Annotated in this window: 15 protein-coding genes and 1 pseudogene; 4 read left to right on the top strand and 12 right to left on the bottom strand. The window is 72.2% G+C overall.

Annotation, left to right across the window (positions count from 1 at the left end):
- Positions 1–58: 58 nt before the first annotated feature.
- Both K0V08_RS14725 and K0V08_RS14730 read right to left on the bottom strand, forming a co-directional pair.
- Positions 59–778 (bottom strand): arsenate reductase/protein-tyrosine-phosphatase family protein, encoded by a 720-nt coding sequence (locus tag K0V08_RS14725; RefSeq protein ID WP_012037406.1) that lies wholly within the window; start codon positions 776–778, stop codon positions 59–61.
- Between the two features lie 9 nt (positions 779–787).
- Positions 788–2158 (bottom strand): tyrosine-protein kinase domain-containing protein, encoded by a 1371-nt coding sequence (locus tag K0V08_RS14730; RefSeq protein WP_231689086.1) that lies wholly within the window; start codon positions 2156–2158, stop codon positions 788–790.
- Positions 2159–2414: 256 nt separating this feature from the next.
- On the opposite strand from K0V08_RS14730, the gene K0V08_RS14735 reads away from it, so the two are divergent.
- Positions 2415–4688, top strand: a complete 2274-nt coding sequence (locus K0V08_RS14735; RefSeq protein ID WP_079531825.1) for an acyltransferase family protein — start codon at positions 2415–2417, stop codon at positions 4686–4688.
- A 189-nt stretch (positions 4689–4877) separates the two neighbouring features.
- On the opposite strand, the gene K0V08_RS14740 is transcribed toward K0V08_RS14735, so the two are convergent.
- The 8 genes and pseudogenes from K0V08_RS14740 to K0V08_RS14775 all read right to left on the bottom strand — a co-directional run bounded on the left by K0V08_RS14740 (position 4878) and on the right by K0V08_RS14775 (position 13269).
- Entirely contained in the window at positions 4878–5915 is a 1038-nt protein-coding gene (locus K0V08_RS14740; RefSeq protein WP_079531827.1) for an acyltransferase family protein, read from the bottom strand.
- 91 nt (positions 5916–6006) lie between these two features.
- The gene (locus K0V08_RS14745; RefSeq protein ID WP_079531830.1) at positions 6007–6717 is read right to left on the bottom strand and encodes an SGNH/GDSL hydrolase family protein; all 711 of its coding nucleotides are present in this window, start codon (positions 6715–6717) and stop codon (positions 6007–6009) included.
- 200 nt (positions 6718–6917) lie between these two features.
- The gene (locus K0V08_RS14750) at positions 6918–7967 is read right to left on the bottom strand and encodes an endonuclease/exonuclease/phosphatase family protein (RefSeq protein WP_079531834.1); all 1050 of its coding nucleotides are present in this window, start codon (positions 7965–7967) and stop codon (positions 6918–6920) included.
- Between the two features lie 250 nt (positions 7968–8217).
- Positions 8218–9015, bottom strand: a complete 798-nt coding sequence (locus tag K0V08_RS14755; RefSeq protein ID WP_227267020.1) for a dienelactone hydrolase family protein — start codon at positions 9013–9015, stop codon at positions 8218–8220.
- Positions 9016–9017: 2 nt separating this feature from the next.
- A complete protein-coding gene (purL, locus tag K0V08_RS14760) occupies positions 9018–11381 on the bottom strand; it encodes a phosphoribosylformylglycinamidine synthase subunit PurL (RefSeq protein ID WP_079531840.1) in 2364 nt (787 codons plus the stop codon).
- Positions 11378–12073, bottom strand: a complete 696-nt coding sequence (gene purQ, locus K0V08_RS14765; protein ID WP_079531843.1) for a phosphoribosylformylglycinamidine synthase subunit PurQ — start codon at positions 12071–12073, stop codon at positions 11378–11380. Before purQ ends, purL begins: the two co-directional genes overlap by 4 nt.
- Positions 12074–12225: 152 nt before the next feature.
- Positions 12226–12465 (bottom strand): annotated as a pseudogene (purS, locus tag K0V08_RS16140) (phosphoribosylformylglycinamidine synthase subunit PurS); the annotation flags it as partial.
- A gap of 120 nt (positions 12466–12585) precedes the next feature.
- A complete protein-coding gene (locus K0V08_RS14775; RefSeq protein WP_012037416.1) occupies positions 12586–13269 on the bottom strand; it encodes a DUF2848 domain-containing protein in 684 nt (227 codons plus the stop codon).
- A 164-nt stretch (positions 13270–13433) separates the two neighbouring features.
- Here K0V08_RS14775 and K0V08_RS14780 point away from each other — a divergent pair, with 164 nt between their 5' ends.
- Positions 13434–14831 carry an MFS transporter gene (locus K0V08_RS14780; protein ID WP_079531845.1) on the top strand — a complete coding sequence of 466 codons (1398 nt, stop codon included), beginning with the start codon at positions 13434–13436 and terminating at the stop codon, positions 14829–14831.
- A 72-nt stretch (positions 14832–14903) separates the two neighbouring features.
- Here K0V08_RS14780 and K0V08_RS14785 read toward each other — a convergent pair whose 3' ends face one another.
- Positions 14904–15578 (bottom strand): GntR family transcriptional regulator, encoded by a 675-nt coding sequence (locus tag K0V08_RS14785; protein WP_012037418.1) that lies wholly within the window; start codon positions 15576–15578, stop codon positions 14904–14906.
- 28 nt (positions 15579–15606) lie between these two features.
- Here K0V08_RS14785 and K0V08_RS14790 point away from each other — a divergent pair, with 28 nt between their 5' ends.
- Positions 15607–16446, top strand: a complete 840-nt coding sequence (locus tag K0V08_RS14790) for a carbon-nitrogen hydrolase family protein (protein WP_079531848.1) — start codon at positions 15607–15609, stop codon at positions 16444–16446.
- A 72-nt stretch (positions 16447–16518) separates the two neighbouring features.
- Here K0V08_RS14790 and K0V08_RS14795 read toward each other — a convergent pair whose 3' ends face one another.
- The gene (locus K0V08_RS14795) at positions 16519–17508 is read right to left on the bottom strand and encodes an aldo/keto reductase (protein ID WP_079531851.1); all 990 of its coding nucleotides are present in this window, start codon (positions 17506–17508) and stop codon (positions 16519–16521) included.
- A gap of 125 nt (positions 17509–17633) precedes the next feature.
- On the opposite strand from K0V08_RS14795, the gene K0V08_RS14800 reads away from it, so the two are divergent.
- On the top strand, positions 17634–18119 hold the full coding sequence (locus tag K0V08_RS14800; protein WP_079531854.1) for a Fur family transcriptional regulator: 486 nt from the start codon (positions 17634–17636) through the stop codon (positions 18117–18119).
- Positions 18120–18165 lie beyond the last annotated feature (46 nt).

Here is an 18165-nt window from a genome sequence, read left to right on the forward strand (position 1 = left end):
GCCGGTGGTGTCTGATGGAGCGGCGTGCGCTCGTGTGTGCGGTGGCGGGCTGGTCGGGTCAGCCCCGGAGGCGGGGCGCGTCGGTGCGGGTCACGGCCCGCACCGACTCGAGGATCGACTCGATGGCGCCCCCGGCCTGCTCGCCCGAGGCGTCGTAGGTGGCCTGCGACCGGCGGTACGGGTCGACCACGTCGTAGTCGTCCTCGTGCGCGGGGGGCAGGGTCACGCCGCGCTGGGCAGCCACGAGCGGGATGAGCGCCCGCAGCTGCTCCGGCACGTCGCCGTCGCAGGCGATGTGCTTCTCGTCCCCGGTCACCTCGACGAGGTGCTCGAAGAGCGCGGCGAACTCGCGGATCGTGAAGGTGAAGCGATTGGCGCGGGGCACCGCGCGCACGACGGCGCTGCGGTGCTCGCGCGCCATGGTGAGCACCAGGTCGACGCCCTGGATGATGCCGGGCGTGAGGAACCTCGCCTGGTGCTCGCTCGGGTCCCCGCCGTAGCGGACGGACAGCTCGGCCGCCTGCTCGGGCATGCGCTGCCCCTCGGCCGCGATCGTGCCGGCGCTGGAGAAGCGCACGACCGAGTCGGCCTCGGCGGCGTGGCCGCCGAAGATCGCCCGGACACGGGCCCGGAGGACCTGCTCGGCGAGGGCGGAGCGGCAGATGTTGCCCGAGCAGACGAACAGGACGCGGAACGAGCCGTCGTCGACGCCCTCGGAGGATGCGTCGCCGAGGGCCGCGCGTGCGGCCCTGCGGCTCGTGGGGGGGAGTTCCGACATGGAGGGGAGCTACGCCTTGATCTTCTCGATGGGCGCCTTGGACTTGTTGCCGTCCTCGTCCTCCGTGTACCCGTACCCGTAGCCGTAGTGGCCGTAGCCGTACGCGTCCGGGCCCTTGGTGGGGAGCATGGTGATCACGAGGCCGAGCACGTCCGCGCCCACGTTGGTGAGGTTGGCGATGGCGCTCTTCAGCTGCGTGCGGTGCGTGCGGCCCGCCGCGACGACGACGATCGCGCCGCCGGCGTTCTTGGACAGGATCGCCGCGTCGGTGACGGGGAGCAGCGGCGGGGCGTCGATGAGCACCACGTCGTAGCGCGCCTCGAGGTCCTGCAGCAGTCGCGCCATGCCCTGCGAGCCGAGGAGCTCGGACGGGTTCGGCGGGATCTGGCCGGCGGGGAGGATCGAGAGCATGCCCGAGCCCCAGGGCTGGATGACGTCCTCGATCTCGGCGCGGCCGATGAGGATGTCGGTGAGGCCCACGGCGCCCTCGAGGCCCATGTAGGAGGCCAGGCGCGGGCGGCGGAGGTCGGCGTCGATGAGGACGACCTTGATGCCGGAGTCGGCCAGCGCCAGCGCGAGGTTCGAGCTGGTCGTCGACTTGCCCTCGCCCTGGATGGAGGAGGTGATGACGAAGCTGCGCGAGCGGCCGCCGAACTCCAGGAACTGGAGGTTCGTGCGGAGGCTGCGGAAGGACTCGGCGCGGGGGCTCCGCGGGTCGTCCTGGACGATGAGGGGGCGCTCGGTCGCCTTCGGGTCGTACGCGATGCCACCGAGGATCGGCTTGGTCGTGACCAGCTCCACGTCGCGCTCGCCGCGGATGCGGTTGTCGAGCGTCTCGCGGAGGAGGCTGACGCCCACGCCGATCAGCAGGCCGATGAGCGCGCCCACGATGATGTTGACGGGCAGATTCGGCGAGGACGGCGACTCGGGGATCTCCGCCTGCTCGAGCTGCGTGATCTGCACCTGCGGCGTGCCCTCGATGGTCTCGGGGACGAGCGTGCCGACGACCGTCTTGAGGCTCTCGCCGATGGCGTCCGCGAGCGTCGCGGCGTCCTGGCGGGACTGGTCCTTGACCGTGATGTCGATGATCGTCGTGTCGAGCGGCGCCGAGGCGCGGACCGACTCGGCCAGCTCGCGCGACGAGACGTCGAGCCCGAACTGGTCGATGACGGGCTGGAGCACGGCGCGGGTCGTGACGACGTCCGCGTAGCTCTTCACCGCCTGGGTGATGAAGTTGTTGCCCTGCTGCAGGTCCTGCACGTTGGAGGAGCTGCTCTGGGCGACGTACATCTTGGTGGACGCCTCGTACTCGGGGGTCTGGAGGAGCGAGAAGGCCGCTGCGGCACCCACCCCCACCAGGAGCGTCAGGATGATCAGCACCGCGCCCCTACGCAGCATCCGAATGAAGTCACGGAGCGCCATAACTTAGAACCCTTCCCCAAAAGCACACAGGCGCGGAGTGTCCGCATACGTGGGATATCCACAGCCTCGGCTGTCTATCATCACACAGCTCACGAGTGGTGCTAGCAGCACGGAACGCCCCCGTCCGGGGCATGGTAGGCCCTGTGACGCCCTGTTAGGGTCGCTCAGACAGCAGTGCTGCACGGCGGTACACGAGTGAGTAGGGACCTGGGCCATGAGCTCGCAGACATTTCGCCGGGGCACGCCCGCGCTCCCGGATCCGTCGGAGCTCCGCTCCGCGCCGGACGACAAGAACCCACCATCTGAGGGGGATTCGCCGACGGTGAACCGCGGCTTCCGCCCGGACGTCGAGGGCCTGCGCGCCCTCGCGGTGGTGGCCGTCATCGTCGACCACCTCTTCGACTGGCCCTCCGGCGGCTTCGTGGGCGTCGACGTCTTCTTCGTCATCAGCGGCTTCCTCATCACGGGCCTGCTGCTCAAGGAGTACGAGCGCACCAAGACGATCTCGTTCCTCGACTTCTACAAGCGCCGCGTCCGCCGCATCATGCCGGCCGCGCTGCTCGTGCTCGTGGTCTCGACGGCGGTCTCGTTCCTCGTCTTCAACGTGGTGCGCGCCCAGGCCAGCCTGTGGGACGCCGTCTGGTCGGCCCTCTTCGTCTCCAACTGGCACTTCGCCAGCGCCGGCACCGACTACTTCGCGTCCGACGGCCCCATCTCGCCGTTCCGCCACTACTGGTCGCTGTCGGTCGAGGAGCAGTTCTACCTCGTCTGGCCCGTGCTGATCTTCCTCGTCATCACGTTCGCGCGCCGCCGCACCCCCAAGAACCGCGTCAAGCGCGCCCGCCTCTTCACGCAGACGATCGGCATCACGGTCGGCGTCCTCATCGTCGCGTCGCTCGCGTGGGGCTTCTACGAGACCTCGGCCCGCCCGACCGTCGCGTACTTCTCCACGTTCTCCCGCGCGTGGGAGCTCGGCATCGGCGCGCTCCTCGCGATCTTCGCGGCGCGGCTCGCCACGCTGCCCGCCGCGATCCGCCCGGTGCTCGGCTACGTCGGCCTCGCGGGGATCATCGCCTCCTTCTTCGTCGTCTCCGGCGACAACGCGTTCCCGGTGCCCTTCGGCCTGCTGCCGGTCGTCGCGACCGCGCTCGTCATCGCGTCGGGCATCGGCGGGGTGTCGAAGGCCATGGTGCCGATCACGAACCCGGTCACCACCTACATCGGCCGGCTGTCGTTCTCGCTGTACCTCTGGCACTTCCCGGCGATCATCCTGCTGGCGTCGCTGCTCGGCACCGGCACCCTCGAGTACTACGGCGCCGCGATCGGCGCGACGCTCGTGCTCGCCATCGCCTCGTTCCACCTCGTCGAGGACCCGATCCGCCGCTCCAGCTGGCTCGACCCGAAGAAGGCCGGCCGCCGGTCGTCTGGTGCGCAGCTGAAGATGACCGTCGCGGCGCTCTCCGTCGTCGCGGTCGCCGTGGTCGGCGTCGTCGCCGTGGCCGTCGTGCGCGATGAGCCCACCGGCCAGAGCCAGCTCGGGAACGGGACGCCGAGCACGGGAGGCACGAACGCTCCCATCGAGGCGACCGGGACCGCGCTCGCGACCCGCTCGGAGCAGGTCACCGCGGCGCTCGCCACGGACGAGTGGCCGGCCCTGGATCCCGCCGTCGAGTCGTTCGGCGACTTCGGCCGCGACGTGATCGCGCCCGAGTGGGCGAAGGACGGCTGCCTCGGCGCCGACCTCGCCAAGGAGAAGGACGCGATCCAGAACACCGAGCACTGCGTGTACGGCAACGCCGCCGCCGGTCCGGAGAAGACCGCGGTCATCTTCGGTGACTCGCTCGCGATCAGCTACGCGCCCATGCTCCGCTCGAGCCTCGGCGACGACTGGAAGGTGCGCGTGCTCACCATGGCGCGCTGCCCCGCGTCCACCGTCACGAGCACGGACACCGACGGCTCCGAGTACACGGAGTGCACGGACTTCCGCAACTGGGCGCTCGGCGAGATGAACGCCACGAAGCCCGCGCTCGTCCTGATGAGCGAGGCCGTCGACAACTCCTACCTGTCGAGCAAGGCCACGGGCGGCGCCGCCGACCGCGAGTGGCAGGCCGGCGCGCTCACCACGATGAACTCGCTGAAGACCGCGGCGTCCAACGTGATCGTCCTGTCCCGCCCGCCGGCAGCCACGGCCCTCGTGGAGTGCAAGACGCCGACGAGCTCGCCGAACGACTGCCAGTCCACGGTGTCGCCCTCGTTCATCAGCCACGCGCGCACCATGGAGGCGGCGGCGACGGAGGTCGGCGCGCCGGTCCAGTTCATCAACACGCAGGGCTGGTTCTGCAGCCAGGGCACGTGCCCGGCGTTCGTCAACGGGATCCCCGTGCGCGGCGACACGTCGCACCTCACGGCCCGCCAGTCGCAGGACCTCGCGCCGATCATGTCGGACGAGCTCGCGACGCTCGGCCTCCTGGCCCCGGCCGCCGGCTGACCGGCCCGCACCACCGCACGCCACGACGGGCGCTCCTCCTCCGGGAGGGGCGCCCGTCGTCGTGCGCCCGGCGGCGCAGGCGTCGTGCGGCGCGTGCGGACGACCTCCGCCCGCCTACTCGTTGCCCGCCCACGGGCCGCCAGCGCTCTGGACGCGGTCAGCGCGCTCGGGGGAGGGTGGATCCGGGGATCAGCCCCGCGGCGCCTTCGCGGCCGACGAGCGGCTCGTGAGGCGGCGTGCGACGCCGATGAACGGCACCTCCACGAACCGGTGCACGAGCCAGGAGACGACGAGCGTGACGGCGATGGCCGCGACCACCCGCACGATCCCCTCGGGCACGTTGACGGCGCGCACCACGCGGTACGCGAGCGGGTGCAGGAGGTACGCGGCGTAGGAGATCGCGCCGAGCCAGATGAGCACGCGTGAGTGGGCCGCACGGCGCGACGCGTAGAACGCGAAGAACAGGCCGAGGCCGAGCAGGAACGACACCGCGTAGTCGAACGGCGGCCACGCGGCGTCCTGCCCGCCGTTGAGGTAGGTGAACAGCGGCACGCCCACGACGCCCGCGACGAGCAGGCCGCGCCAGGCGGTGGATCCGTCGCGGTCGCGCAGGTGGATCGCGTGCCCGAGCGACGCCGTGTAGAGCAGCAGCGGCAGCGTCCACGGCAGCTCGCGCTCGAGCACCCGGCCGGCGACGGCCGCGGCGACGAAGCCCGCGAGCCAGATGTAGCCCATGACCACGCTGCGGTCGAGGCGGCCGATGAGCTTCGCGACGAGGGACTGGCCGTAGAAGATCAGCTCGATGCCGAGGGTCCAGGCCGTCGGCACGATCGTGTAGATGCCCACGGCGCCCTGCACCATGAGGACGTTCGCCATGATCACGAGGGGCCCGCCGAGCTCGCCGTCGCCCGTGGTCCCGATCCACAGCATCATGAGGCCGAGCACGAGCCAGTAGAGCGGGAAGAGGCGGTAGAGGCGGCGCACCAGGAAGGTGCGGGTGTCCTGCCGCTGCAGGCTCAGGGGGATGACGTAGCCGCTGACGAGGAAGAACGCGACCACGCCCACGCGCCCCGCGTCGATCCACTGGCGGCTGAAGTCCTCGAACGCCGGGTACTCCGCGGCGATGAGGTGCTGCAGCACCACGATGAACGACGCGACGCCGCGGACCGCCTCGAGGAACTCGATCTTCCGACCGGTCTCGCTCTTCACTGTCACGGTGCTGGTCACGCGGGCTCTCCTCTGGTGCGGGCGCGACGCTCCCGAGGCACCGCTTCGACCCTAACCGCCGGGCTGCGCGCGGGAAGGTGGGGGATTGCCCCTACTTCTGGGCGCTCTCGTCGAGGACCTCGGTGCGCACGAACTTGCGCACCTCGGCGCCCATGAGCTTGTAGCCCGTCATGTTGGTGTGGATCCCGTCGCGGAAGAACTCGGTCCGCCACTTCATGTCCTTGTTCGTGAGGTTCACCCACGGGTTGAAGAAGTGGTACCCCTGCGCGTCGGCGAACTGCTCGAGGTGCGCGTTGACCTCGGGCGGCGTCTCGGGCGAGGCGTTCTGGGGCGGGATGCCGAGGATCACCGTCTCCTTGGGCGCGAGCTTCTCGACCGTCTGGAGGATGTCCGCGTCGAGCTGCGTGTCCGGCACGCCTGCGATGCGGTTGTTCGTGCCGATCATGATGAGCGCCACGTCGACGTCCTCGACGGTCGGCGTGTTGGCCGCCATCACGGTGCTCGTCGCACCGTCGGTGCCCCAGCCGCCCGCGAAGGTCAGCGGGTCGCCCACGACGTAGTCGACGTAGGCCATGCCCTGGTCGATGCCCTGGGGCAGCGTGCCGACGAAGCCGTTCGTGTTCGAGTCGCCCATGACGACGATGCGGGTCATGTCCTCGGGCGCGGTCGTGGCGGGCGCGCTCGGCGCGGCCTCGCCCTCGGTCGCGGTGGGGGCGGGCTGCGGCGCGCTGGTGCACCCGGCGAGCAGGAGGACGGCGGCGAGGGCGCTGACGGCGCCCCGGGCCATGCGACGTGCGGGCATAGGTGTTCATCCGATCGTGGAGGGGTCCGCGGCAGCGGCGAGCCGGTGACCCCGTCAGCCGCTGCGATCACGGGGCCGCTCGGAAACCATTGTGGCATGCGGTTTCCATCGTCCCGGTGGCGGCGTGGCGCGCCGCCGATCCGCGGAGGGCGTGATCGGGTCCCCGGCCGGCGGGTGGCCGGGCCTCGGATCGGCGCGGGTCAGGCGGTGCGCGCGAGGCGCACGAGCGCCTGGACGGCGGCGTGATCGGAGGGGGAGCGGCCCTCGAACGTGTAGGGGTTGATGGCCGAGTCGACCACCTCGACGCCGCTGCCCGCGAGGATCCAGTCGATGCGCTCGCCCTCGGGCACCGGGTCGCCGTAGGCCGTGAACGTGCCGATGCCGGGGGTCGCGTGGTGCGCGGCCGTGGTCCAGGTGTCGGCGAGGCCCGCGTCGCGCGTGAGGATGTCGTACGCCGCCGACTCCTCGGCCGGCGCGTTGAAGTCGCCGGTGACGACGACGGGCGCGCCGGACGCGACCTCCTGCAGCCGCTCGGTGATGAGGTCGGCGCTCTTCACGCGCGCGAGCTCGGACTCGTGGTCGAGGTGGGTGTTCAGGTGCACGAACTCCGCGCCGCTGCGGCGGTCGCGGAAGCGCGCCCACGTCGCGATGCGGGTGGTGCTGCAGCCCCAGGAGCGGGATCCGATGAGCTCCGGCAGGTCGGAGAGCCAGAACTGGTCCCACGCGACGACGTCGAGGCGGCGCTCGTCGTAGAAGATCGCGCTGTACTCGCCGCCGGATCCGCCGTCGCGGCCGTAGCCGAGCATGCGGTGGTGGGGGAGCGCCCGGGCGATGGCGGGCAGCTGGGCCGAGAGGGCCTCCTGCACGCCGAGGACGGTGGGCTGCTCGAGCTGGAGGAAGCGGGCGAGCACGGGCTCGCGGTCGGCCCAGTGGTCGGGATCGCCCGGCTCGGTGGTGGGGCGGGCCAGGCGGATGTTGCAGGTCATGACGTGCACGAGGTCGCCCTCGGCGGAGCCGATGGTCGCCTGCTGGGGCGGGGCGGGAGCGAGCTGCGTCGCTGCCGCCGGCCGAGACGGAGGGGGGTCGGCCTCCGCGGTGCCGTCCGGGCCGTCCGTCGTGGTGGTCGTCTCGTCCGCACGCGGGCGCTCGAGGAGCGCCGTGCCGGAACCGCGGGTGGGCCGCCCGACGGGATCGGAGGATCCGGCACCGTCGAACAGGTCGCGTCGGCTGAATCCGCCGCTGGCCATCATGGAGATCTCCTCGGGTCGCACGTGTCTCGCATGATCAGCCTGCGCGACGGGACCCCTGAGGGGACCAACGGCGCATGGCGGATGCGTGAACTGCACGGACAGGTCTACGCGAGGGGTGCGGGGATGGCAACCCGGGGGCGGCGTGTCGGCCCGGCCCGGAGGGATCCGCCAGCCGGCGCATGGCCCGCTGGCAGACGCGCGCCCCGCCGGCGGATGCCGACGGGGCGAGATGCGACGCAGGAGGGGGCGGTCAGCCCAGGTGCTCGGCGAGGAAGTCGGTGAGCGCCCGCCACGAGCGGCGCTCGGCGCGGTCCTGGTACTGCGCGCCGTGGTCCGGCGAGTCGACGCCCGGCACGGAGAACGCGTGCATGGCGCCGCTGTAGGTGACGACCTGCCAGTCGATCGCGGGACGCGTGCGCATCTCGGCCTGGAACGCGGCGACCTTCTCGTCGGGGACGATCGGGTCGTCCGCGCCCGTGAGGACGAGGATCGCGGCCTTCACGTCGGCGACGTCGGCGGGCTCGTGCACCACCAGGTTGCCGTGCAGGGAGATCGCGGCCTTGATGTCGGCGCCCGCGCGGGCCACCTCGAGCGACGCGCTGCCGCCGAAGCAGTAGCCCATGACGGCGATGCGCGACGGGTCGACGTCGGGCTCGGCCGCCAGGCGGTCGATGCCGGCCTGCACGCGGGCGCGCATGAGCGGGAGGTCGGCGTAGAAGGAGCCCGCCACCTGGCCGGCCTCGGCCGGGCCGGGGCGCACGTCGCGGCCGTAGACGTCGGCGGCGAACGCGACGTAGCCGAGGCGCGCGAGCATCTCGATGCGCGCGGCCACGTGCCCGCCGACGCCGAACCAGTCATGGATCACGAGCACGGCCGGGCGTCGGCCGCTCTGCGCGGCGTCGCGGGCGAGGAGCCCCTCGAGCTCGGTGCCCTCGTGGTCGTAGAGCACGGGGCCCATCCGGATGTCGGCGCCCGCGGGCAGCGGCACGCGCTCCGTGAGCTCGGCGAGGGACGGCGACCAGACGGGGGCCGATGCGGGGTCGGTCATGCTCATGCCTCCACGGCGGTGCCGAAGCGGGCGGGGAGCGTGGCGCGGTGGATCCCGCGCAGCTCGTCCACGGACAGGGTGAAGAGACCCTGCAGCTCGAGGCCGGGCGCCTGCGCGTCCGTGACGCCGATGCGCAGCACGGGGTAGCCTCGGCCCTCGCAGAGGCCCTGGAACTTGACGTCGTCCTCGCGCGGCACCGTGACGAGCATGCGGCCGGTGGACTCCGAGAAGAGGGCGGTGGCCGCATCGACGCCGTCGCGCTGGACGATGCCGTCGAGCCACACGCGGGCGCCGACGCCGAAGCGCATCACGGACTCCGCGAGCGCCTGGCCGAGGCCGCCGTCCGAGAGGTCGTGCGCGCTCGCGATGAGCGACTGCGTGGCGCCGGCGGCGACGAGGGACGCGAGGTCCTTCTCGGCGGCGAGGTCGACGACGGGCGGGACGCCGCCGAGGTGGTCGTGCACGGTGCCGGCCCACGCGGATCCGTCGAGCTCCTCGCGCGTGACGCCGAGCAGGTAGATGTTGTCGCCCTCGTCCTGCCAGCCGGACGGGATGCGGCGCGCGACGTCGTCGATCACGCCGAGCACGCCCACGACGGGCGTCGGGTGGATGGCCTGCGTGCCCGTCTGGTTGTAGAGGGAGACGTTGCCGCCCGTGACGGGGATCTCGAGCTCCAGGCAGCCGTCCGCCAGGCCCTCGACCGTGCGGCTGAACTGCCACATGACCTCCGGGTCCTCGGGGCTGCCGAAGTTGAGGCAGTCGCTCACGGCGACGGGCGTGGCGCCGGACGCGGCGACGTTGCGGTACGCCTCCGCGAGGGCGAGCTGCGCGCCGCGGTACGGGTCGAGCTGGCAGAAGCGGCCGTTCGCGTCGGTGGCGACCGAGAAGCCGAGCCCGCTCTCCTCGTCGACGCGGACCATGCCGGCGTCGTCGGGGAACGACAGGGCCGTGTTGCCCATGACGTAGCGGTCGTACTGGTCGGTGATCCACGACGCGTCGGCGAGGTTCGGGCTGCCGAGCAGCTGCAGGAACTGGTCCTTGATCTCGTCGGGCGCGGTGGGCCGCGCGAGGCGCGACGCGGAGTCGGCCTGGAGGGCGTCGATCCACGTGGGGTAGGAGACGGGACGGTCGTAGACGGGGCCGTCGACCGCGACCGTGCGCGGCTCGACGTCGACGATGCGCTCGCCGTGGTGGTCGATGACGAGGCGGCCGGTGTCGGTGACCTCGCCGAGCACGCTCGTCTCGACGTCCCACTTGCGGACGACCTCGAGGAAGCCCTCGAGCTTCTCCGGCTGCACGACCGCCATCATGCGCTCCTGGCTCTCCGACATGAGGATCTCCTCGGCCGTGAGCGACGGGTCGCGCAGCAGCACCTCCTCGAGCCGGATGTGCATGCCGCCGTCGCCGTTGGACGCGAGCTCGCTCGTGGCGCAGGAGATGCCCGCGGCTCCGAGGTCCTGGATCCCCTCGACGAGGTCCTTCGCGAACAGCTCGAGGCAGCACTCGATGAGCACCTTCTCGGCGAACGGGTCGCCGACCTGCACCGCGGGGCGCTTGGTCGGGCCGCCGTCGGCGAAGGTGTCGCTCGCGAGGATGGAGGCGCCGCCGATGCCGTCGCCGCCCGTGCGCGCGCCGAACAGGACGACCTTGTTGCCCACGCCGCGCGCGTTGGCGAGGTGGAGGTCCTCGTGGCGGAGGACGCCGACCGCGAGCGCGTTGACGAGCGGGTTGCCCTGGTACACGCGGTCGAAGTACGTCTCGCCGCCGATGTTCGGCAGCCCCAGGCAGTTGCCGTAGAAGCTGATGCCCGCGACCACGCCGTGCACGACGCGCGCGGTGTCGGGGTCGTCGATGTCGCCGAAGCGCAGCGCATCCATCACGGCGACGGGGCGTGCGCCCATCGAGATGATGTCGCGGACGATGCCGCCGACGCCCGTGGCCGCGCCCTGGAACGGCTCGATGTAGGAGGGGTGGTTGTGGCTCTCGATCTTGAAGGTGACGGCCCAGCCCTCGCCCACGTCGACGACGCCGGCGTTCTCGCCCATGCCGACCATCAGGTCCTTCTTCATGGGCTCGGAGACCTTCTGGCCGAACTGGCGCAGGTACTTCTTCGAGGACTTGTAGGAGCAGTGCTCGCTCCACATGACCGAGTACATGGCAAGCTCGCCGCTCGTGGGGCGGCGGCCGAGGATCTCGCGGATCCTCAGGTACTCGCCCTCGGTGAGCCCGAGTGCCGCGTACGGCTGCTCCTTCTCGGGGGTGCGCTCGGCCATCTCGACGGTGTCGGCGACGTGGCGGCGTGCGCTGCGTCCCTCTCCCGCGGGGGTGTCGGTGGGGACGGAAGCGGGATCGGGGTGGACGCTCACTGCGCGAGGACTCCTTCGAGGACGGACGTGAAGAGACGGAGGCCGTCGACACCGGAGCGCATGGCGGCCGGGGTGTCCGGTCCGAAGCCCTCCTCGACGGCGTGCTCGGGGTGGGGCATGAGGCCGACGACGTTGCCGCGGGCGTTGGTGATCCCGGCGATGTCGCGGAGGGATCCGTTCGGGTTGCCGCCGAGGTAGCGGAAGGCCACGTGGCCCTCGCCCTCGAGGCGGTCGAGCGTGTCGGCGTCGGCGATGAAGCCGCCCTCGCCGTTCTTGAGCGGGATGGTGATCTCCTCGCCCTCGGTGAACGCGTTCGTCCATGCGGTGCCCGTGGCCTCGACGCGGAGGCGCTGGTCGCGGCAGACGAAGTTGCCGGCCTCGTTGCGGATCAGCCCGCCGGGCAGCAGGTGCGCCTCGGTGAGCATCTGGAAGCCGTTGCAGATGCCGAGCACGGGGACGCCGCGCTCCGCGGCGTCCACGACCTCGCGCATGATCGGCGCGAACGCCGCGATGGCGCCCGCGCGGAGGTAGTCGCCGTAGCTGAAGCCGCCGGGGAGCACGATCGCGTCGACGCCCTGGAGGTCGTGGTCGCCGTGCCAGAGCGCGACGGGCGTGGCGCCCGCGAGACGGACGGCGCGCTGCGCGTCGCGGTCGTCGAGGGATCCCGGGAAGGTGATGACCCCGACGCGCATCAGCGCTGCTCCGCCGCGGCGGAACCGTGGGGGAGCGGGTGCGCGGCGGCGTTCGTCTCCGCCGTGCCGCCCTCGGCGACCGTGTGGTCGTCCGTGACGTTGCCGGTGGCCATGTCGGCCTCGGCGCTGATGCCGAAGCCGTCGAGCCCGGCGACGTGGACGCTGATGACGTCCTCGATGACGGAGTTGGAGAGCATGTCGGCGGCGAGCGACTGGACGTCGGCGAGCAGCGCGTCGTCCACCTCGCCCTCGACGGTGAGCTCGAAGCGCTTGCCGATGCGGACGCCGGTGAAGCGGTCCTTGCCGAGGCGGGCCAGGGCGCCGGCCACGGCCTTCCCCTGGGGGTCGAGCAGCTCGGCCTTGGGCATCACTTCGACGACGATCGTGGGCACGATGGGACTCCGGATTCCTGGAGGCGGGTGGATGCGCTCAGCGTACCGGACGGCCGCGCCCCGCCGGGATGGGCCGGCGGGGCGGGCGCGGGTCTGTCGTGGGACGGGCGTGCGAGGGGATCAGCCGATCGCCTCGGGCAGCAGCTCCACGCGGTAGGCGGCGTCGATGGTCTCGCCCGTGGCGGGATCCTCGAGCTGCACGCGCCAGCGCGACGCGAACTGGTCGACGCCCGGGACCATCGCCACCGTGCCCGAGATGAGCACCGTGCCGGGGACCCGGAGGCCGCGCCGCTCGAGCACCTCGAGCCAGTGGTCGGGGGTGAGGAGCGCGGCGAGCGTCGAGTCCTGGATGAGCTCCTCGGCGCCCTCCTCGCCGACCCAGCCGCGCAGGCGGATCGCGTCGAGGCGGTCGCGCACGTCGGAGAGGCGCCAGGCCTTCCGGCCGAGCACGTCGGGTCCGGCGTTCTTGCTCCACGCGACGCCGTGCACCTCGAGCGCGCGGTCGGTGTGGTCGCACGCGACCGTGAGGAGCACGTCGTCGTCGGTGATCACGATGGCCCACTCGGCCTCGCCCGAGGTGCGGCCGTGCTGCGCGGGCACCGTGTCGGCCTGCGACGCGAGGTACGGCGCGACGGGGTAGAGCGCGGGCGTGGTCTCGGGTCCGGGCACGCCGAGCTCGGCCAGCTCGTCGATGTGCGCCTGCACCTCGGCCTGGTCGCGGCCCGCGTAGCCGGCGTTGAGGAGCGACACGACCTCGACGCTCGGGGTGGATCCGTCGGGCAGCTGGAAGCGCAGGGTGGTCATCGATCCTCCGGTGGTGTTTCGGGCGTGTGAAGAAATGCGTTCCGGTGCGTCTCGACCATGGTGCCGGGTCTCCGGTATGCCTACTGTATACAGCACACCGACCGGACGCCGGGCGGGATCCGATCGCCGGATCCGTGGCCCGGCTCCCTCACCCGAGGAGCCCCATGGCCGACGACCCCACCGCCTCCGCGGCGACGACCGCGCCCGCATCCGGCGCGCACGCGGCACCCGCCGCGACCGAGAAGCCCACCCGCCGCGAGCTCGTCAAGGCGTTCACCGCGAGCCTCACCGGCACCTCGCTCGAGTGGTACGACTTCGCCGTCTACTCGGCGGCCAGCGCCGTCGTGTTCCCCGTCGTCTTCTTCCCGTCGTCGGATCCGTACACGGCGACGATCCTCGCGTTCTCCACCTACGCCGTCGGCTACGTCTCGCGTCCCGTCGGCGGCTTCGTCTTCGGGCGGCTCGGCGACAAGATCGGCCGCAAGCCCGTCCTCGTGCTCACGCTGCTGCTCATCGGCATCGCGACCTTCCTCATCGGCGTGCTCCCGGGGTACGCGACCATCGGGCTCGCGGCGCCGATCATCCTGGTGCTCCTCCGCTTCGCGCAGGGCGTGGGCGTCGGCGGCGAGTGGGGCGGCGCGGTGCTGCTCTCGAGCGAGTTCGGGGATCCACGGAAGAGGGGCTTCTGGTCGTCGGCCGCGCAGGTCGGCCCGCCCGCGGGCAACCTGCTCGCCAACGGCGCGCTCGCGCTGCTCACCGTGCTGCTCACCGAGGACGACTTCCTCGACTGGGGCTGGCGCGTGGCCTTCCTGCTCTCCGCGCTGCTCGTGGCGTTCGGCCTCTGGATCCGCCTGAAGCTCGAGGACACCCCCGTGTTCAAGGCGCTGCAGGAGCGCGGCGACCGGCCGAGCGCGCCCGTGTCCGAGGTGTTCCGCACGCAGCTGCGGCCGCTCGTCGCGGCGATCCTCAGCCGTGTCGGACCCGACGTCCTCTACGCGCTCTTCACGGTCTTCACGCTCACCTACGGCGTCAACTCGCTCGGCTTCGAGCGCTCGCAGGTGCTCGTGGCGGTGCTCGTGGGATCCGCCGTGCAGCTGTTCACGATCCCGTTCGCGGGCGCCGTGAGCGACCGGATCAACCGCCGGGCCCTCTACGCGGCCGCCGCGGTCGGCGCGGCCGTCTGGGCGTACGCGTTCTTCGCGATCACCGACGGCTCGTCGACCTTCGTGCTCGGCGTGGGCATCGTGCTCGGGCTGTTCTTCCACTCCTTCATGTACGGGCCGCAGGCGGCGTACATCATCGAGCAGTTCTCGCCCCGGCTCCGCTACACGGGCGCCTCGCTCGCGTACACGATCGCCGGCGTGATCGGCGGGGCCATCGCGCCGCTGATGTTCACGATCATCTACGAGGAGACCGGCAGCTGGGTCGGCATCGCGCTGTACCTCACGGCCGCCGTCGTGCTCACGCTCGTGGGCCTCGCGATGGGCCGCGACTCGGACGTCTCCGAGGACGAGGAGTACGTGCGCACGGGTGCCGAGGGCGTGGCGGCGGCGCGCGTCTGACGCCCTCCGCGACCTGCCGACGCCCGGATCCCCGCAGCGGGGGTCCGGGCGTCGTCGCGTCCGCCGTCCGCGTCAGGCGCGCAGCAGCACGTCGAGCGTGACGGCGAGGTGCCGGTCGATCGCGTCGCGTGCCGCCTCGGCGTCGCCCGCGGCCAGCGCGTCGACGATGCCGGCGTGCTCCTCGCACACGCGGTCCTGCCGGTCGGTCGCGCGGTAGAGCGCCTCGACGCCGACGAGGATCTGCCGGGCGCGGAGCTTCGCGTAGGTGCGGCTCATGAGCTCGCTGCCCGCGGCGTCGACGAGGAGCTGGTGGAACCGGCGGTCGTGCTCGATGAACTGTCGCCCGCTCTCGCGCGGCGGCGTCGTGACCATGGCGCGCTGCTGCTCGAGCACCTCGCGCATCGCGTCGAGCGGGGTGCGGTCGTTCTCCACCGCGCTCGTGGCCGCGTGCCGCTCGAGCACGCCGCGCAGCTCCATCAGCTCGGCGATCTGGCGGCCGGTGATGACGGGGATCCGCGCGCCGCGCTTGGGGATCATCTCCACCAGGTCGTCGGCGGCGAGCAGCAGCAGTGCCTCGCGGACGGGCGTGCGGGAGACGCCGATGCGCTCCGCGAGCTCCTGCTCGTTGAGGAAGGCGCCCTGCTGGTCCGGGTCGGTGAGGACGTGCGCATGCAGGAACTCGTAGGCCCGCTCGCGGCCGGAGAGGGCGCTCGCCGAGGTGCCTGGATCGCCCGCCCGTTCTCGCATACGCTATGTATACATCACGAGGAGGACCATGAAGATCGCGCTCGCACAGATCATCAGCTCGCCGGATCCCGCGGAGAACCTCGCACGGATCACCGCCTTCGCGGAGGACGCCGCGCGGCAGGGCGCCGAGCTCGTGGTGTTCCCGGAGGCGGCGCAGCGCGCGTTCGGGAACCCGCTGCCGGAGGTCGCGGAGCCGCTCGACGGGCCGTGGGCCTCGGGCGTGCGGGCGGTGGCTGAACGGCTCGGCGTGGTGATCGTCGCCGGGATGTTCACGCCCGGTGCCGACGGCCGCGTGCGCAACACGCTGCTGGTCGCCCGGCCGTCCGGGCGGGAGGCCGCGGGCGCCGACTCGTACGACAAGATCCACCTCTTCGACGCGTTCGGCTTCCGCGAGTCCGACGCCGTCGACCCGGGGGAGCGCGTCGCCGTGATCGAGGTCGGCGGCACCCGCGCCTCCCTCGCCACCTGCTACGACGTGCGCTTCCCGGCGCTGTTCCTCGCGGGCGCCGACCGGGGCGCCACCGTCAGCATCGTGTGCGCGAGCTGGGGCGCCGGCCCCGGCAAGGCCGACCAGTGGGACCTGCTGCTCCGCGCCCGCGCGCTCGACTCCACGACCTTCGTGGTCGCGGTCGGCCAGGGCGACCCCGCGACGCTGCCCGCCGGATCCCGCGGCCACGACCCCGCGAGCGGCGCGCCCACGGGCATCGGCCGCAGCGCGGTGATATCCCCGCTCGGCGAGGTGCTGCACCGCCTCGGCGACGAGGAGGAGCTGTTCGTCGTCGACATCGACCCGTCGGCGGTCGAGTCCGCGCGGGGCACGCTGCCCGTGCTCGCGAACCGGCGCCGGGGGCTCGAGCAGGCGGTCTGATCCGCATCCACCGCTGACACGACGCGGGCCCGGCCGCCGAGGCGACCGGGCCCGCACTCTCATGCGACGGGATCAGCGCCCGACGGGACCCATGTCCGCGTAGCGGTCGCCGACGGGCGTCGGCAGCGAGGACAGGCGCGCGAGCTGGTCGGCGGAGAGCCTCACGGCGTCGGCCGCCACGTTCTCGTCGAGGCGCGTCACGCGCTTGGTGCCGGGGATCACGGCGATGTCGTCGCCCTGCGCGAGGATCCACGCGAGCGCGACCTGCGCGGGCGTCGCGTCGAGCTCGCCGGCGACGTCCTTGACGGCGTCGACGATGCGCATGTTCTGCGCGAACGCCTCCTCCGCGAAGCGCGGCGACGAAGAGCGGTAGTCGGCCTCGGAGAGGTCGGCGGCGCTCGAGATCGCGCCGGTGAGGAAGCCGCGGCCGAGCGGCGAGTACGCCACCAGCCCGATGCCGAGCTCGCGCAGCACGTCGAGCACGGGGCCCTCGGGGTCGCGCGTCCAGATGGAGTACTCGCTCTGCAGCACCGAGATCGGGTGCACGGCGTGTGCGCGGCGGATGGTGTCGGGCCCGGCCTCGGAGAGCCCCAGGTGCAGGACCTTGCCCTCCTCGACGAGCTCCTTCATCGCGCCGACGGTCTCCTCGATCGGCACGGCCGGGTCGACGCGGTGCTGGTAGAGCACGTCGATGCGATCGGTCCCGAGGCGCTGCAGCGAGGCCTCGACGGCGATGCGGATGCTCGTGGGCGAGCTGTCCATGCCGCGCTCGTAGTCCTCGGCGTCCTTGCCCGGCGCGTGCTTGAGCAGGCCGAACTTCGTGGCGATCACGACGTCGTCGCGGCGGCCTGCCAGCGCGGATCCCACGAGGCGCTCGTTGGTGAACGGCCCGTACGCCTCGGCGGTGTCGAAGAGCGTGACGCCCTGGTCGACGGCGCGGTGGAGGGTGCGGATCGACTCCGCCTCGTCCTGGCCGTGTCCGTCGTAGAACGCGCTCATGCCCATGCAGCCGAGGCCGATGCGGCCGACGTCGAGGCCCGTGCCGGTGTGGATGTGCTTCATGCGGTGCTCCGTTCTCCTGCGGCCGGATGGGCCGCCTTCCGAGCCTAGGCACGCTCCTGTCCGCGACGCGCCGCGTTCATGCGTTGTTTTGAATGGATCAAGGGAACTGTGCTTGACTCGGGCGCATGCCCACCGACCACGCGCACCACCACGCGCCGCCCCTCGACGCCGACGCCCTGCGCGTCGCGCTGCGGGAGGCCGGCCTGCGCGTGACCCGGCCGCGCGTGGCCGTCCTCACGGCCGTCGACGCGGCACCGCACTCGGACGCCGACGAGGTGCTGCGTGCGGTGAAGGGCGAGCTGCCCGGCACGAGCATCCAGGCGGTCTACGGCGTGCTCGGCGCGCTGCGGACCGCGGGGCTCGTGCGCCGCATCGAGCCCGCGGGATCATCCGCGCGCTACGAGCGCCGGACCGGCGACAATCACCATCACCTCGTGTGCACAGGTTGCAGGACGATCGTCGACGTGGACTGCGCGGTGGGGGAGTCCCCCTGCCTCACGCCGTCCGACTCGGCGGGGTTCCTCGTGGCCAGCGCCGAGGTGACGTACTGGGGCCTGTGCCCCGCCTGCCGGACCGCATCCGCGGATCCCGGTCCCACCGTCGCGGCCTAGCCGTCGCCACCGGCCCGCCCCTCGGCCGGATGACCCGAGCCAGCAC

Source organism: Clavibacter michiganensis (assembly GCF_021216655.1).
GTDB classification, from domain to species: domain Bacteria; phylum Actinomycetota; class Actinomycetes; order Actinomycetales; family Microbacteriaceae; genus Clavibacter; species Clavibacter michiganensis.